This is a genomic window from Natrinema versiforme, assembly GCF_005576615.1.
GTDB lineage: Archaea > Halobacteriota > Halobacteria > Halobacteriales > Natrialbaceae > Natrinema > Natrinema versiforme_A.
This window is the reverse complement of the sequence record NZ_CP040330.1, coordinates 3,560,361-3,576,403: the sequence shown is the minus strand read 5'-3', so window position 1 is coordinate 3,576,403 and position 16,043 is coordinate 3,560,361. Positions and strand designations below refer to the sequence as shown.

Below are 16,043 nucleotides of genomic sequence, written 5' to 3'. Positions count from 1 at the left end.
GGCTAGTCGGGAAAGCGGTACGCTTCGGCGATACGTCCCGGTTTCTCAATCGCGGTCTCGCCTCCATCGATGAGCGAATCACTCCGACCTTTTCGACTAGGCTTGCTCTCCGTTCGCTCCCGCTCGCGCAAAAACTTCGATGAAAAAGGTCGCGGCCTATTCCTCTCGTCGCGGTTATTACGCTTCGAAGCCGTCCTCGAACCGGAACGTCCCAGTTCGAACTTTTTCCGCTCGGGTAGCTCACTCCGTTCGCTACCACTCGCGCAAAAACTTCGATGAAAAAGGCTGCTCGCTCGCGGTCGTTACTCTTCGAACCCGTCTTCGAACCGGAACGTTCCGTTCCGCTGGACGACTTCGCCGTCGACTTCGATGTACGAGTCCTCGCTCATGTCGACGATCATGTCGACGTGGACCGCGGAGTCGTTGGCCTCGTTGCCCTCGCCGACGGTATCGTCGTAGGCGCGGCCGACGGCCATGTGGACGGTGTCGCCCATCTTCTCGTCGAAGAGCATGTTGTATGTGAACTGATCGATGTCGCGGTTCATTCCGATGCCGAGTTCACCGAGGCGGCGCGCGCCGTCGTCGGTGTTGAGGACCTCCGTGAGGACATCCTCGTTTTTCGCCGCCGAGTGGGAGACGACTTCGCCGCCCTCGAACTCGAGGTACACGTCTGTGATCTCCCGGCCCTGATGGTACAGCGGCATGTCGAACAGCACCTCGCCCTCGACGCTGTCGGGCTGGGGTGCGGTAAAGACCTCGCCGCCGGGGAGGTTGTGTTCGCCGTGGTCGTTGAGCGTCGGGTTGTTTTCGACGGACATCGTCACGTCCGTGGTATCGCCGCTGACGATGCGGACCTCCTCGGCGGGGTCCATGATCTCGACCATGTTCTCCTGGTGTTCGCGCTGTGCGTCCCAGTCCTTGTTGACGGCGTCCCAGACGAAGTTCTCGTAGCCCTCCGTGCTCATCTCGGCGAGCTGGGCGTTGGCCGGTGCGGGGAACTGCGTGAGACACCAGCGCTTCGAGAGCCGGTCCTCGAGGATCGGGCGCTGGGCCTGCTGGTAGGCCGCGCTGGTTTCGGGGTCGACATCGCTGGTCTGGGTGGCGTTGTCCGTCGCCCGAATGGCGATGTAGACGTCCGTGTTCTGAATGAGCGCGAGTTCGTGTTCGGGGGTCTCGAACTCGATACTCGCGGCGTCACCGCTCGTTTCGTCCGAGGCGCTTTGCGCCTCGCTCCCGCCGAACGAGCGGAGGTACGCGCGCTGGCTGCGCTTTCCGGTCCGCTGGCTCGTGGTGACGGGGTTCGCGCCGTGTTCGCCGATCACTTCGTGGAGCGCGACGACCAGATCCTCGGCGACGGGGTGGGCGTCGACGACGACGTTGTCCCCCTCCTCGAGGTCGACCGAGTGGTTGGCGATGATCTGGGCGTGTTCGCGAATTCGCGGGTCCATGCCCCGGTATTGATCGGGGGAGGAAAAAACGGTTCGTAATGGAGAACCCGCCGACCGGGGGCGGGTCGGCGCTCGCCGACCCCGTCAGTCGGCGACCCACCCGTAGTCGTCGGCTTCGGCTGCGGAGTCGTCGCCGAATCCGCCAGCCGATGCCGTGCCCTCGTCTTCGGTCTCTTCACGGAAGAACGAGACCGTCGCGGCGGTCAGGACGAGCGACAACGGGGCCGAGACACACAGCGCGAGCAGGAAGCCCGCGCCGCCCGCGCTTACGAGCAGGGAAAGCACCAGCGAGGCGGCGACCGCCGCGACGAGGTGCCAGAGCCCGAAGCTGAGGACCTGCCCGCCCGCCGTCGTGAGATCGGCCGACCGGCGAAACGCCTCGAGCAGCGACGCGTCGGCCGCGACGAACAGGAACGGGACAGGATAGAAGACGTAGCTGAGGGCGACGATTACCGGAATCGCGAGCAGGATGAGCGGCGGCGCGAGCACGAACAGCGGGAAGACGAGCAGAAACGCGCCGGCGACGACGAGATTGTACAGGATGTATCGGGGCGCGTAGGTCGCGATGCACGTGCCGACGGCGATCGGCTCGCCGCGGAGCCGCCGGTCGATCCCGCCGACGTACGCCGCCATCAGGATTCCCGAGAACGTCACGTACGCGACGATCGCGAGTCCGATCCAGCCCAGCATTCCCATGCTGAGGGCCTCGAGGGGCATCTCGACGGTGCCGACGGCCGTCTCGATCGTCACGTCGGTGCCGCCGGCTCCGGTCGACCCGACAGAGCCCGGCGAGCCGCCGGTCGGAGCCGGCTCGCCGGGTCCCCCACTGAACGGCTCCCCGTACCCGGACCGCGTGGTCACTGCGGGCGGCTCCGGCGGGTCGGCCAACTGCCAGAGGGTCACGAGCGGCGTCGGAAAGGCGAACTCGAGGTTGATCGAGAACCCGCGCCCGGTCGGACCGAGCGCCCGTCACACCTTCTCGAACTCGAGCAACGCGGCGAACAGGGGGACCGAGGCAAACGGCCAGAGGTCGTCGAACCGATCGAGGACGCGGGAGGCGTGGCGCGTGAACGGGCTCGAGCCCTCGTCGCCGGACCCACTTGCCGTCGGCGGCGGGTCGTCGCTCGGAGGCGATCCGAAACCGGGATCGGGAACCATACGTCGCCGTACTCATGACGGGATATTGAACGTTTCCGTCGGAGGGGCCGGCCCGCTCGAGAACGGCGATACTGGCCGTCCGGTGAGACGCCGATCGAACCCCGCCGCAGAGATGACGGGCTATTTTACCGTCGTGGCGGTATCGATACGCGTGATCGACCTTCGCTCAGACACCGTGACGAAACCGGACGAGGTGATGCGCGAGGCCGCCGCGACCGCCGCGGTCGGCGACGACGTCTACGGCGAGGATCCGACGGTCAACGACCTCGAGGCCCGGGTCGCCGACCGGTTGGATACCGAGGCCGCGTTGTATTTCCCGACGGGAACGATGGCGAACCAGACCGCCGCGCGGGTGCATACCGAGCGCGGACAGGAGGTGCTCGCCGACCGCCAGAGCCACGTCGTGAAGTACGAACTCGGCGGGCTGGCACAGCACGCGGGACTGCAGGTGCGGATGCTCGACGCCGACCGCGGGGTTCCTTCGCCCGAGCAGGTCGCAGCGGCGACCGTCGCGGAAGACCTGCACCGGCCCGGGACCGGTTTGCTCTGTCTCGAGAACACGCACAACGCCCGCGGCGGGCTCGCGATCGACCCCGAGAAGATCGCCGCGGCGGCGACGGCGGCACGCGAGCGCGACGTTGCGGTCCACCTCGACGGCGCGCGGCTGTTCAACGCCGCGACAGCGCTCGAGGTGCCGGTCACGGACCTCACGGAGCCGGTCGACTCGGTCATGGTCTCGCTCTCGAAGGGATTGGGTGCGCCCGTCGGCTCGATGCTCGCGGGCAGCGAGGAGTTCATCGAGCGCGCCCGCCGCACGCGCAAGCTGCTGGGCGGCGGGATGCGCCAAGCCGGGATTCTCGCGGGCCCCGCGCTCGAGGCCCTCGAGAACGTCGACGACCTCGAGACGGATCACGAAAACGCGCGCCTGTTGGCGGACGGTATCGACGGCGTCGACGGGTTCGACGCGCAGGAACCGGAGACGAACATCGTCCTCGCGGACGTGTCCGAAACGGGACTCGAGCCGGCGACCGTCGTCGAGCGACTCCGCGAGCGGGACGTGCTGGCGACCCAGCTCGGTCCGACGACGGTCCGGTTCTGTACGCACCGAGACATCGCTCGCGAGGATATCGATGCGGCGCTCGAGCGACTCGAGGACGCGTTCGACTGACGGCTCGGTCGCTGGTTACCGGTCGCCGCGCATTCCGTCGCGGAACTCGAGGACGGTCCGGCGCACGAGGAGATAGCCGAAGAAGACGAGCGACAGCAGGATCACGACGACCGCGATGATGACGGGGTCGTCGGGGATGAGACCGATGATGGGATCCAGCATACGTCGCGGCTACACTGTCAATGTGGTTAACCGTTTCGACCACGCTCGGTCGCCCCCGTGCCGGCGTCTCACGACCGAAACGGTAACTAAAACCGGTCTTTCAGCTTGCGCTGGCTATAACGTCGCCCGGCGTCTCGATTGCGATAGGCCTCGATCGCCTCCCCACCACCGATTCGAGGATCACCCTCGAGATCGAGGCCGCCGTCCCCGACGATCACCCCTCCACCCACCCGATCGCGCGGCCGCTCGTGCCCGTTCCCGTCTGACAGTCTGGCTCGACGCGGGCGGCCGGAACCGATCGATACCGATCGCCGATCCGCCGGTCCCCGCTGGCGCTGCTGCTCGTTCCGTCGCACTCTTCATACCGACTCGACACGTTCTCCTTGAGAGTCCCCGTCGAGCTACGCCGTCGGCACGTCGAACGCCTCGAGCACCGTCCCGTCCGGTTCGCGAATCTCGCCCTCAAGGGCCTCCTCGCCATCATCGCGCTCCTCGAGCACGGCAAAGCCCGGCCGATTGCCGCGCGGATCGGCGTGGCTGCCGGGATTGAGCAGGACGGCCTCGTCGGTCTCAACGATCGTCGGCCGGTGGGTGTGACCGGAGACGACGACGTCCGCCCCTCGCGAGCGGCCGAACATCGCGAGGCCGGTCTCGCCGCCGTCCCGCCGGTGCGTGACGGCGAACCGGACGCCGCCCGCCTCGACGACGCGAGCCGTCGGCAGGCGGTCCCGAACCGCCGCGCTGTCGGCGTTTCCGTGGACGGCAAACAGGCGGTCGCATTCCGATTGGAACGCCTCGAGCGCCGCCTCGCTCGTGAAATCGCCCGCGTGGATGACGGTATCCGCTTCCCGGGCCGCGGTCAGCGCATCGCCCTCGAGTTCGTGGTCCCGGCGGCTGTGCGTATCGGAGAAGATCGCGATCATAGTCGCCGTTTGCCCGCCACTGACAGGTTCCTTTCGGATGCGGTCGCCGCGGCCGTCCGGATCGGGGTCGGGAACGGTGCCGACCGGCTCCGGATCGGGTCCGAACCGGCTCTAGAACGGCTTACACTTTAGGACCGCCGGTTCGTAGTCCCCGTCGATGGCCAGTAGTACCTCCGTCGTCCTCGCCGCGCTGTTCGCGAACGGCGCGATCGCGATTCTGAAGTTCGGTGGCTTCGCGCTGACTGGGAGCCCCGCCATGCTGTCGGAGACGTATCACTCCATCTCGGACACGGGAAACCAGATCTTCCTGCTGATCGGGATCAAATACGGCGCACAGGAGGCAACTCGCGAACATCCGTTCGGCCACGGGAAGGCGCAGTTCTTCTACAGCCTCCTCGTGAGCGTCATGCTCTTCGGCATCGCCGGCTGGGAGAGCGCTCGCCACGGCTACAGTGCGCTGCGAGAGGGCGGCGTCCACCGGGCCAGCGAGGACATCACGCTGCTTGGCGCACAGTTCGACCCGATCCTCGTCAACTACGCCGTGTTGCTCGGCGCGATCGCCTTCGAGTCCTACGCGCTCTGGAAGGCCTATCAGGGTATCAGCCGCCAGATGGACGAGCACGGCTGGACGAGCCTCCGCGAGGCGTTCAGCAAGACCAGCGACGTGACGACGCTGACCGCGCTCACCGAAGACACCATCGCGCTCGCCGGCGCGGGGATCGCCCTCTTCGGCGTCTACCTCTCCCGGACCACCGGAAACCCGATGTACGACGCCGGTTCCGCCCTGCTGATCGGGATCATGCTCATGGGATTCGCGATCGCGCTCGCGTGGGAGAACAAGCGACTCATCCTCGGCGAGAGCCTCTCGAAATCCGCCGAGGACGAACTGCGACGGATCGTCGCCGACGCTGACGGCGTGGCCGAGCTCGTCGATTTCCGGACCGTCTACTTCGGGGCCGAGGAACTGCTCGTCACCGCCGACGTGGCGTTCGACCCCGGACTCGACACGGCGTCGATCGACGACCGAATCACCGAGATCGAACGCGCGTTACAAGCCCACGACGATCAGGTACAGAAGGTCTACATCGAACCCGAGACCTGATCGGCCGGATTCAGTTCTGATCGCACTACGTCGCCGAATTGCCGCTCTCTCCGTCCGTGTCGTCGTACCCCGCGACGACCGTCGTTCCCGGCGGCCGGTCGTTCAAGACCGCCGTGACCGTCGTCTCCCCCAAGTCCACCGTCGACTCGAGCGGCTCCCAGCCGTCGTCCGCGTCGACGGCGACCGCCACGTCCGTCGGACTCGCGCCGGGGGGAAGCCGGGACGGATCGTAGACGAGCGCGATCCGGACGGCTTCGATCGCCTTCAGTTCCTCGCACGCGACGAGGTCGACGGGATCGCCGAGGGCGTCGACCGGCGGTTCGCGGCCGCTTTTCGCGAGACCGAACGCGTCGGGAACGACGCCCGCCACGAGTTCGACGCGAGCCCCTGCCTGCTCGAGCGTGTATTCGGCGACGCTGCTGGAATCGTATCCCGGAATGGCCATACCGGGGGCAGGCACTCGAGACACATGTCCCTGTACCGCGCGTTCGCCGGCCGGTGGACCCCGCCGTCGCCGGCCAGTTTTTAAGGGCAGACCGAATCGAGACGAATCCTTTTATCGTAGCGCGAACCTATCATACGCTGTGTCCGAGACAGCCGGGTACATGCGCTTTTTCCCGTACGACCAGCCGTACGAGAACCAGCGCGAGGCGATGGACCGCATCCACAACTCCCTCCATCGGGGGCAGAACGTCCTCTTCGAGGGGGCCTGCGGGACCGGCAAGACCCTCTCGTCGCTGGTCCCCGCGCTCGAGATCGCTCGCGAGCAGGACAAGACGGTCGTCATCACGACCAACGTCCACCAGCAGATGCGCCAGTTCGTCGCCGAAGCCCGCGCGATCACCCGCGAGGAGTCCATCCGCGCGGTCGTCTTCAAGGGGAAGTCCTCGATGTGTCACATCGACGTCGGCTACGAGGAGTGTCAGGCGCTCCGCGATAATACGCGCGCCGTCGTCGACGCCGAACGCGACCGCGACCAACTCGAGCGCCGCCAGCGCGAACTCCTCGCCGAGAGCCAGGACGGCGACGGCTCGGCGGCCGACGCCCGCTCGGCGGTGATGGACGAACTCGAGGACATCGAGGAGCGCCTCGAGGACCTCGAAGACCAGAACGTCTGTGACTACTACCGGAACAATCTCACGCAGGATACGGACGACTTCTTCGGCTGGCTTTTCGAGGACGTCCGCACGCCCGACGATATTTACGACTACGCCGAGCAGCAGCAGTTCTGTGGCTACGAACTCCTGAAAGAGGGGATCGAGGGCGTCGATCTGGTCGTCTGTAACTACCATCACCTGCTCGATTCGACCATTCGGGAGCAGTTCTTCCGTTGGCTCGGCCGCGATCCCGACGACGTGATCGCCGTCTTCGACGAGGCCCACAACGTCGAAGACGCCGCCCGCGAGCACGCGACCCGGACCTGCTCCGAGCGGACCTTCGACTCCGCGCTCGACGAGTTGGCCGATACCGACGACCCGCGCTCGGAGGACGCCGCGAACGTCCTCTCGGCGTTTCACCGCGCGCTCGTCGAGACCTACGAGGACTCCTTTGGCTTCGGCGACCGCGAGTCGATCACCGAGAACTGGTCCGACGTGCCGATCGCCAACGAGGACCGCAAGGACGACCTCACGCTCGAGTTCCTGCAACGGTACTCCGGCAGCGGGATCGACGACGACCTCGAGGCCGCGATGAAGCTGGGACAGGAACTCGACGAGCAGTACGAGGAAGCCTACCGCGAGGGTGAGACAGCGACGCGAACTGAGTGTCAGACCCTGCAGGCCGCCGGCTTCGTCAGCGCGTGGATGGCCGAGGGCTCGGCGGAGGGGCTCTACCCGGTCGTCTCCGTCACTCGGGACGCCGGCACCGACGAGATCTACGGCCGCGCGGAGCTGTACTCCTGTCTCCCGCGGCAGGTGACCGGCCAACTGTTCGACGAGATCTACGCGACCGTCCTCATGAGCGCGACTATCCAGCCGTTCGAGGTCACCGGGAACGTCCTCGGGCTCGAGGACGTAGTGACGATGGCCTACGGGCTCCAGTTCCCCGAGGAGAACCGCCGGACCTTCGCCGTCGAGACGCCGCCGCTCTTCTCCTCGGATCGGGACGACCCCGCGGTTCAAGAGGACGTGACCGAGACGATCCACGACGCCGTCCGGATGACTCCGGGTAACACGCTCGCGTTCTTCCCCAACTACGGCGAGGCGAGCCGGTACGCCGACCGACTCGAGCGCCGCAGCGACCGGACGGTCTATCTGGACGAGCCGGGCGAGTCCGTCGAGGACCTCCGGAAACAGTTCGTCGCGGACGACGGCGCGGTGCTCTGTACCTCGCTGTGGGGGACCCTCGCGGAGGGGGTGAGCTTCGACGGCGACGACGCCCACACGGTGCTGGTCGTCGGCGTTCCCTACCCGCATCTGGACGACCGCGCCGAGGCGGTCCAGGAGGCCTACGACACGGCCTTCGACGGCACCGACACCGGCTGGCGCTACGCCGTCGAGATCCCGACGGTCCGAAAGACCAGACAGGCGCTTGGTCGCGTCATCCGCTCGCCGGAGGAGGTCGGCGTTCGCGCGCTCCTCGATCGGCGCTACTCGCGGTCGGCGAAGTCGGACCTGGGCAGGTACAGCGTCAACGGGACCTTCCCGCACGAGGAACGCGAGGAACTGATCGACATCGCGCCGGACAAACTCAAGTTCGCGATGCGCAACTTCTACGGCGGCCACGACGAGTACGACGGCGAACCGCCGGCACCGTAGGCTCGAGTTCGAATTCAGTCGTTGGCCGACGCTTTCTGCTGCTCCCACGCGTCGTAGCCGCCGGCCATGCTCGCGACCCGCTCGGCGTCGCCGTACTCCTCGATGAGCCGTGCGGCTTGGACCGAGGTCTGACCGATGTAACAGTAAACGACCACGTCGTCGGCCCAGTCCCGGTCGACGACGGTCTCCTCGAGTTCGTCGACGGTGACGTGTTCGGCCCCGGGGAGGTGGCCCTCGGCGTAGTCCTCATCGCCGCGGATGTCGATGAGGTCGAACTCGTCGTCGCGCTCGATTCGTTCGCGGACCGTCTCGGGGGTAAATTCCTCGACCATTATCGTTTCCGGAGGTAGATGCGGTAGACCGCGTCGCCGCTGCGCCAGACCTGCGCGTCGGCATCGTCGCCGACGGCTCGCGGCACATTTTCGGTACAGGGGACGTGGTCGGTCTCCTGGACGAGCAGATCGCCCGACTCGATCTGCTGGAGCCCCTTCTTGGCCTCGACCTGCGGGTACGGACAGACCTCGCCCATCATGTCCTGGACGAGGTCCGCCTCCTCGAGGAGTTCCTCGGCTCGGTCGTCGCTCAGTTCGTCCGGTGCGTCGGTAACGTCGTCGATGGATGGCATTGTCTCGTGTCTCTGTTGTCGCGGTTTGTAGTTGGCGAACGATTCGATCTCAGATCGCACAGCCGACTTCGCGGTAGATCCAGTGGGTCATCACGTAGACGCCGGCGACGATGCCGACCGCCGCGATGAAGGAGTGGACCGAGAGCTCCGCGATGCCGGAGTAGATGTTCCCGATGTTACAGCCGGGCGCGAGTCGCGATCCGGTGCCCATCATCAGGCCGCCGACGACGGCGTTCGGTAGCCGCCGGCGCTTCGGGACCCGAACCGAGAAGTCCCCGCTCCAGAGGGCGGCGAGGAACGCGCCGACGATGACGAACCCGATCATCACCATGTCGACGGTTACCCCGACACCCTGGCCCTGAAACAGGACCGAACCCCAGTAGTCGAACGAGCCCGCGTCGACGCCGACCTGCGAGAGGAGGTAACCGGTCCAGCGGGCCTCGGGACCCGTGACGCCGACGATCGAGACTTGGCTGAACCAGAGCACCGCGGCGGCGGTGATCCCGAGCGCGGCGGTGCGGGGGTCCCACGGCTGCTTGCTCGAGGCGATGGGATGTCGCCACGCCCGGGCGAGACCGCGGAAATACGTTGCCGTTCCGCGGACGAACCCGCGGAGGCCGACGACGGGCGCGAGCAGCGCCGTCGGGTTGAGTTGCGCCACGTCCGCCCGCTCGCCGAACTCGGCGGCGCTCGCCGAGCGCCCGACCAGCGTGGCGTAGACGAGGACGGCGGCGGTCGCGACCCCGAGCGCGAGGAGGCTCGCCGGGACCGACGTGAGTTCGAACAGGCTCGCTCCGGTCCCGAACGTGAGCCCCTCGAAGTACGTGCTCTCGAGCGTCGGGAAGGCGACGGTGAAGCCGGCGTAGCCGACGCCCATGAACAGCAGCGTGAGCCAGAACTGCAGGTACCCCTCGCCGGCGCGGTAGAGCGTGCCGCTGGCACAGCCGCCGGCGTAGGTCATCCCGACCCCGAAGATGAAGCCGCCGACGAGGCCCGTCAGCCCCCAGTCGGGCGTCCAGAATCCCTGATAGTAGCCGAATTGGTAGGCGATACCCCAGAAGACCATCGTCAGAAGCGTCGCGGCGAGCACGCCCTTCGTGACCCGGGAGTCCTTGTAAGCGAAGAAGTCCCGGAAGGCGTTGACGAAACAGAACCGCCCCTTCTGGAGAAAGGCTCCGAGGGCGATTCCGACGATCGCTGCGACGAGTAGCGTTGAGACCACACCGATGCCAAGGGCCTCGACGACTTAACCCGCGGCCAGCCGGACGACGCTACCCCGACCGTTGACGCGCTCGATCCCCGACGACGGCGGATCTGTCGCCAGAGCAAGCCGCTATTGCGGAACGACCGCTGTAGTCGGTCGCGGAGATAGCAGCGGTATTTGCAGCCGCCGAAACCGCGTCAGGCCCGGAGGTTTCGCCCCGCTGTCAGTACTCCCAGGACACGGGCGCTAGGCTGGCAGCGAGACGCGACTCACCGGCAGCTTGTACGTCCCGTCCCAGAACTCGAGTTCGCTGACCGTCCACCGGATCGGCTCGATCTCGCGGCTGGCCAGTCGCTTCGCGGTCTCGAGGTCGCCGCCGCGGGCGAGGGTCACGTGCGGGACGTAGTCGCTCCCCTCGAGTCCCTCGACGGTCTCGAAGGCCTCGGTGAGTTCGGCGTGAATCCCCTCGAGTCCGGGGCTCTCGACGGCGAGGTAGACGACCGGTGCCGAGCCCAGCGGCGGGTCGTCGAAGTAGTCGATGCCCGTGATTTCGGCTTCGACGGCGGGGGAGCCCTCGAGCGCGCGGTGGGCGCGGTGCTGGAGCTGTGCGACGTGGTCGGCCTCGCCGAGTCGCTTGAGCAGACACGAGTGGTCCTCGCGGACGGTCTCGAATCCGATGAGGTCGGGATGGAGCCGGTTCGCGAGTTGGCGAACGCGACCGGGGACCGGAACGTTGACGCTGTACACTTCGGTCGGTATAGGGCCAGTATCGCTATCAGTCTGGTGGTCTCGCGAGCCGAACGGCCGCTGCGGCCCGTCTCAGAGCTGGTCGAGCAACCAGAGAATAATCAGGACGCCGATCGCGAGCTGGATGACGGGGACGAACAGGCCGAACACGCTCGCGAGCGTGCCGAGTATCGCTTCGAGGACCTCGATCACGAGCAAAACGGCGATCAGACCGAGGACGATTTTCAGGAGCGTTTCGACCTCGAGTTCGCCGCGCGTATCGGACATACGTTCACGTACGGCTGACTGTTTGAAAAACACGTCGCTACCGCGGTCGGAAAGACCTATTTAGACGGCTACGGCATGTCATGGTAATGGACGTGAGGGGGTTGCGAGCCCTGATCTGCGTGCTCGTGGTGGTTGCGTGTTCGTTCGCGTTCGTTCCGGCCGCGACCGCTGGTGTGGCGGACAACGGTGTCCAGCGAGCGGCGCTACAGGCCGATTCGGGCGGTGAACAGACCGATGCGAACGAAAGCCCGCAACTCGAGGACGCCGATGAGATACACATCGATGTCTTCATCGCCGAGGACGGATCGGCGCGGGTGACTGTCGACTATCAGTTCCATCTCTACGGCGAGAACAGTTCCGCGCCGCAGTGGGAGCCGCTGTCTGAAAACATCTCCGACGACCCGGACCAGTACGTCGCCGCGGAGCGGACGAAGTGGAACGATACTCTCACCGACGGCATCAACGCGACTAATCGGGAGATGGAACTCTCGAACATGTCGATCACGACGGAGACGGACACCGCACCGCGGGAGGTCGGCCACGCGGTCGTCACCTTCGATTGGTCCGACTTCGCGCTGGTCGAACTGAACCGAATCGAGGCCGGGACCGCGCTGTCCGGACTCACGCTCGAGGAGGGGACGTCGCTGCAGTTCCGCTGGCCCGAGGGGTATTCTATCCACGAGAGCGAGGGGACACCGCAGGTACAACCGTCGCCGGACGACCGATCCAACAGTTCGGTCACGTGGACGGACGAGTTGAACACGCCCGACGGCGGACCACAGGTCGTTCTGATCAAGAACGACACCGTGAACGCGGATCCGGCGACGACCGACGAGGGGCCGGCGATGCCGTGGGTAATCGTCGTCTTGGCCCTCGCGTTGCTCGCGACGGTCGGCGTCGCCGGCTGGTTACTCGGGCGCGATCGCTCCGGCGGCGGGGCCGCCGGCGCCGAACCGCAAACCGCACGCCGGGCCGACGGCTCACCCGAATCCGAGCCGAACGGGGCCAACGGTCCCCCGACGGAACTGCTGAGCAACGAGGAGCGAGTCCTGCGCCTGCTCGAGGAACGCGGCGGTCGAATCAAACAACAGGCCGTCGTCTCGGAGCTGGGGTGGACCGAGGCCAAGACGAGTCAGGTCGTCGGCGAACTGCGCGAAAACGACGAGATCGAAGTGTTCCGGATCGGCCGGGAGAACGTGCTGTCGTTGCCCGACGAGGAGTAGGCCGGGATCCGATTGTCCCGTTTCCGTTGCTAGATATCGATCATAATCTCCCCAGGAGCGACCGAACGCCGCGCTGACGACGGGAGCGCGCGATGTAGCAGGATTTAATACTGTGGCTTCGTAGGTTCATCACAATGAGCCAGTCCGTCGGCACCGTGGTCGCCGTTCCCGGTACCGACGGGTCCGTCGCTCGGCGGCGACCGCGACGACTCCGACCGGGCCTTTGAGCCCGCACTATACTACTCCCCTTGTTCCGGTTCGTTTCAACGTTCCCGAAATCCCAGTATTTTCGGCTAGCGGCCGCTCTACCCTTTATTTACGATACTGAAACCAACGAGCTTAAGTCTCTCCTTTGGCTTCACTCGAGTACGACATGACACGCGTTGCACTCGCGTTCTCGGGCGGCCTGGACACGACGGTCTGTGTCCCGCTGCTCGAGGAGGAATACGGATACGACGACGTAATCGGCGTCACGGTCGACGTCGGCCAGCCGGCCGAAGAGTTCGACGAAGCCGAAGAGACCGCCGAAGCGCTCGGCCTTGACCACTACGTCGTCGACGCGCGAGAGGAATTCGCTCAACTTTGTCTCGAGAGCGTTCGCGCGAACGCGACCTATCAGGGCTACCCGCTGGGAACGGCGCTCGCCCGTCCCGTGATCGCGGAAGCGATCCTCGAGGTCGCCGAGGAACAGGACTGTACCGGTATCGCCCACGGCTGTACGGGTAAGGGCAACGACCAACTGCGCTTCGAGGCCGTCTGGCGCAGCTCGGATCTGGAAGTCATCGCCCCCGTGCGCGAACTCGGCCTGACCCGCGAGTGGGAACAGGAGTACGCCGCCGAGCGCGACCTGCCCGTCGAGGGCGGCAGCGGCGGCGACTGGTCGATCGACACCAACATCTGGAGCCGCTCGGTCGAGGGCGACGACCTCGAGGACCCCAACTACGTCCCGCCGCGGGACATCTACGAGTGGACTGACGAGCCCGGCAGCGAGACCGAGGAGATCGAGATCACCTTCGAGCAGGGCTACCCCGTCGCCGTCGATGGCGAGGAGTACGAGCCGGTCGCGCTCATCGAGTCCCTGAACGAACTCGCCGGCGGGTACGGCGTCGGCCGCACCGACACGATGGAAGACCGCATGCTCGGGCTGAAGGTTCGCGAGAACTACGAGCACCCGGCCGCGACGACGCTGCTGAACGCCCACGAGGCCCTCGAGGGCCTCGTCCTCACCCAAGAGGAGCGCCAGTTCAAACAACAGATCGACCAGCAGTGGTCCCAGAAGGGCTACGAGGGCCTGATCGACGCCCCGCTCGTCAGCGCGCTCGAGGGCTTCATCGACGAGACCCAGAAACGCGTGACCGGCACCGTCACGATCCGCTTCGAGGGCGGACAGGCCCGTCCGGTCGCACGCGACAGCAAGTTCGCGGCCTACTCGGCCGAGCACGCCTCCTTCGACACGGAGACGGTCGGGAAGATCAAGCAGGAAGACGCCACCGGTGTCGCGAAGTACCACGGCTTCCAGCGCCGCCTCGCGAACGAGGCGATCGCCGCCAACGCCGACGAGGAAGTCGAACTCGCGACCGACGGCAGCGGCTCCGACGAGGAATAAGATGACGGAGGAGAGCGCTCACGACGGGTCCGAACTCGAGTCGGACGTCGCTACCGACGGCGGTTCCGACGATGAGGGCGGTGAGCGATCCACCGGATCGCGATCCTCGTCGGATCTCGGATCCGACGGCGTCGTCCGCCGGGATCGCTTCAGCGGCGGCCCCGCCCGGAGCTTCCTCTCCTCGCTCGCAGCGGACGAACGCATTTTCGCGGCCGACCTCGAGGTCGACCGCGCTCACACGGTCATGCTCGCCGAACAGGACATCATCGCGGACGATGTCGCGGGGCAGATCCTGACCGCCATCGACGCGATCGAGGTCGACGGCCACGACTCCCTGCCCGACGGCGAGGACGTCCACGAGGCCATCGAGACGGCCGTCATCGAGCGCATCGGCGCCGAGGGCGGCAAGATGCACACCGCGCGCTCGCGCAACGACGAGGTCGCGGCCTGCATCCGGTATCGCCTGCGCGATGACCTTCTCGAGGCCATCGAGACGACGCTCGCGCTGCGCGAGTCGCTGGCAGCCGTCGCCGATGAACACCGGGAAACGATCATGCCCGGCTACACCCACCTCCAGCCCGCCCAGCCGACCACCGTGGCCCACTGGGCGCTGGCCTACGAGGGGGCCGTTCGCCGCGACACCGAGCGCCTGCTCGCGGCCTACGACCGGGTCAACGAGTCGCCGCTCGGCGGTGCCGCCTTCGCGGGCACGACGTTCGATATCGACCGCGAGCGCACCGCGGACCTGCTCGGCTTCGAGGGCGTCGTCGAAAATTCGATGGACGCCGCCTCAAGTCGGGACTTCCTGCTCGAGGCGACCCAAGCGCTGTCGACGCACGCGACGACGCTGTCGGGGCTCGCGGAGGACGCGATCATCTTCGCGAACCGCGGCTTCGTCGATCTGGCGGACGACTACTCCTCGACGTCGTCGATCATGCCCCAGAAGAAGAATCCCGACACGCTGGAACTCGTCCGCGCGGTCGCGGGCGACGCGGCGGGCGGGGTACAGGGACTGACGACGACGCTGAAGGGACTGCCCCGCGCGTACAACCGCGACTTACAGCGGGCGACGACCCACGCGTGGGAGACCGTCGACGCCGTGACCGAGGCGAGCGAGGTCGCGGCGGGTGCGGTCGCGACGGCCGACTGGAACGAGGAGACGCTGGCCGCGGCGGCCGGCGAGGGCTTCTCGACGGCGACCGGCGTCGCGGATCTGCTCGCGGCCAACGGCCTTCCCTTCAGGACGGCCCACGAACTCGTCGCGATCGCGGCCGAAAACGGGGCGGACTACGATGCCCTCGAGTCCGCCGCCCAGGAGGTGCTCGGCGAGTCGCTCGCGGCTCACGTCGACCCGGCCGCCGTCGGAGACGCGCTCGATCCCGCGAAAAGCGTCGCGAGCCGCGACTCGCAGGGCGGTCCCGCGCCCGAGGCGGTCGCCGCCCAACTCGAGTCGGCCCGCGAGGCGCTTACGGCTGACGAGGAAGCGCTCGCGAACACGACAAACGCGCTCGAGGCGGCCCACGAGACGCTCCGCTCGGCGGTGAACGGCTATGTCTGAGCCGGTGGCTCGAGCGGTTCGCGATCCCCGCGAGGGGATAATATACCGACTTCATGATATGTCGAACTGATACAGCGGGATAGTAGGGTTCTCGGT

Annotated in this window: 17 protein-coding genes; 6 read left to right on the top strand and 11 right to left on the bottom strand. The window is 66.7% G+C overall.

Features of this window, described 5'->3' with window-relative positions:
* Positions 1-302: 302 nt before the first annotated feature.
* The 3 genes from FEJ81_RS17695 to FEJ81_RS23825 form a co-directional block, all read right to left on the bottom strand.
* Positions 303-1,448: an aminopeptidase gene (locus tag FEJ81_RS17695; RefSeq protein ID WP_138246530.1), complete on the bottom strand. Its 1,146-nt coding sequence runs from the start codon at positions 1,446-1,448 to the stop codon at positions 303-305.
* 84 nt (positions 1,449-1,532) lie between these two features.
* Positions 1,533-2,351, bottom strand: a complete 819-nt coding sequence (locus FEJ81_RS17690; protein WP_229504736.1) for a hypothetical protein — start codon at positions 2,349-2,351, stop codon at positions 1,533-1,535.
* Positions 2,352-2,417: 66 nt separating this feature from the next.
* The gene (locus FEJ81_RS23825; RefSeq protein WP_229504735.1) at positions 2,418-2,606 is read right to left on the bottom strand and encodes a hypothetical protein; all 189 of its coding nucleotides are present in this window, start codon (positions 2,604-2,606) and stop codon (positions 2,418-2,420) included.
* A gap of 151 nt (positions 2,607-2,757) precedes the next feature.
* Between FEJ81_RS23825 and FEJ81_RS17685 the strand changes: the two genes are divergently transcribed.
* Positions 2,758-3,774, top strand: coding sequence for a threonine aldolase family protein (locus FEJ81_RS17685; protein WP_138246529.1), 1,017 nt, complete (start codon positions 2,758-2,760; stop codon positions 3,772-3,774).
* Positions 3,775-3,789: 15 nt separating this feature from the next.
* Here the strand turns inward: FEJ81_RS17685 and FEJ81_RS23380 are convergent, their stop codons facing one another.
* Together FEJ81_RS23380 and FEJ81_RS17680 are read right to left on the bottom strand one after the other, a co-directional pair.
* Positions 3,790-3,936 carry a DUF7859 family protein gene (locus tag FEJ81_RS23380; RefSeq protein WP_175416465.1) on the bottom strand — a complete coding sequence of 49 codons (147 nt, stop codon included), beginning with the start codon at positions 3,934-3,936 and terminating at the stop codon, positions 3,790-3,792.
* Positions 3,937-4,337: 401 nt separating this feature from the next.
* On the bottom strand, positions 4,338-4,859 hold the full coding sequence (locus FEJ81_RS17680; RefSeq protein ID WP_138246528.1) for a metallophosphoesterase: 522 nt from the start codon (positions 4,857-4,859) through the stop codon (positions 4,338-4,340).
* Between the two features lie 157 nt (positions 4,860-5,016).
* On the opposite strand from FEJ81_RS17680, the gene FEJ81_RS17675 reads away from it, so the two are divergent.
* On the top strand, positions 5,017-5,961 hold the full coding sequence (locus FEJ81_RS17675) for a cation diffusion facilitator family transporter (protein ID WP_138246527.1): 945 nt from the start codon (positions 5,017-5,019) through the stop codon (positions 5,959-5,961).
* Between the two features lie 25 nt (positions 5,962-5,986).
* On the opposite strand, the gene FEJ81_RS17670 is transcribed toward FEJ81_RS17675, so the two are convergent.
* Positions 5,987-6,406, bottom strand: a complete 420-nt coding sequence (locus FEJ81_RS17670) for a hypothetical protein (RefSeq protein WP_138246526.1) — start codon at positions 6,404-6,406, stop codon at positions 5,987-5,989.
* 160 nt (positions 6,407-6,566) lie between these two features.
* Between FEJ81_RS17670 and FEJ81_RS17665 the strand changes: the two genes are divergently transcribed.
* Positions 6,567-8,717 carry an ATP-dependent DNA helicase gene (locus tag FEJ81_RS17665; protein ID WP_138246820.1) on the top strand — a complete coding sequence of 717 codons (2,151 nt, stop codon included), beginning with the start codon at positions 6,567-6,569 and terminating at the stop codon, positions 8,715-8,717.
* A gap of 14 nt (positions 8,718-8,731) precedes the next feature.
* Here FEJ81_RS17665 and FEJ81_RS17660 read toward each other — a convergent pair whose 3' ends face one another.
* The 5 genes from FEJ81_RS17660 to FEJ81_RS17640 form a co-directional block, all read right to left on the bottom strand.
* Complete coding sequence (locus tag FEJ81_RS17660; RefSeq protein ID WP_138246525.1) at positions 8,732-9,049, bottom strand: rhodanese-like domain-containing protein; 318 nt, start codon at positions 9,047-9,049, stop codon at positions 8,732-8,734.
* On the bottom strand, positions 9,049-9,342 hold the full coding sequence (locus FEJ81_RS17655) for a sulfurtransferase TusA family protein (protein ID WP_138246524.1): 294 nt from the start codon (positions 9,340-9,342) through the stop codon (positions 9,049-9,051). Before FEJ81_RS17655 ends, FEJ81_RS17660 begins: the two co-directional genes overlap by 1 nt.
* Positions 9,343-9,391: 49 nt before the next feature.
* Positions 9,392-10,564: a YeeE/YedE family protein gene (locus FEJ81_RS17650; RefSeq protein WP_138246523.1), complete on the bottom strand. Its 1,173-nt coding sequence runs from the start codon at positions 10,562-10,564 to the stop codon at positions 9,392-9,394.
* A gap of 228 nt (positions 10,565-10,792) precedes the next feature.
* Positions 10,793-11,293, bottom strand: a complete 501-nt coding sequence (locus tag FEJ81_RS17645; protein WP_138246522.1) for a 2'-5' RNA ligase family protein — start codon at positions 11,291-11,293, stop codon at positions 10,793-10,795.
* A gap of 72 nt (positions 11,294-11,365) precedes the next feature.
* The gene (locus tag FEJ81_RS17640) at positions 11,366-11,560 is read right to left on the bottom strand and encodes a DUF7554 family protein (RefSeq protein ID WP_138246521.1); all 195 of its coding nucleotides are present in this window, start codon (positions 11,558-11,560) and stop codon (positions 11,366-11,368) included.
* Positions 11,561-11,646: 86 nt separating this feature from the next.
* Here FEJ81_RS17640 and FEJ81_RS17635 point away from each other — a divergent pair, with 86 nt between their 5' ends.
* The 3 genes from FEJ81_RS17635 to argH all read left to right on the top strand — a co-directional run bounded on the left by FEJ81_RS17635 (position 11,647) and on the right by argH (position 15,947).
* The gene (locus FEJ81_RS17635) at positions 11,647-12,783 is read left to right on the top strand and encodes a helix-turn-helix transcriptional regulator (RefSeq protein WP_138246520.1); all 1,137 of its coding nucleotides are present in this window, start codon (positions 11,647-11,649) and stop codon (positions 12,781-12,783) included.
* Between the two features lie 373 nt (positions 12,784-13,156).
* A complete protein-coding gene (locus tag FEJ81_RS17630; protein WP_138246519.1) occupies positions 13,157-14,389 on the top strand; it encodes an argininosuccinate synthase in 1,233 nt (410 codons plus the stop codon).
* Between the two features lies 1 nt (position 14,390).
* Complete coding sequence (gene argH, locus FEJ81_RS17625; RefSeq protein ID WP_138246518.1) at positions 14,391-15,947, top strand: argininosuccinate lyase; 1,557 nt, start codon at positions 14,391-14,393, stop codon at positions 15,945-15,947.
* The last annotated feature ends 96 nt before the right edge of the window (positions 15,948-16,043 follow it).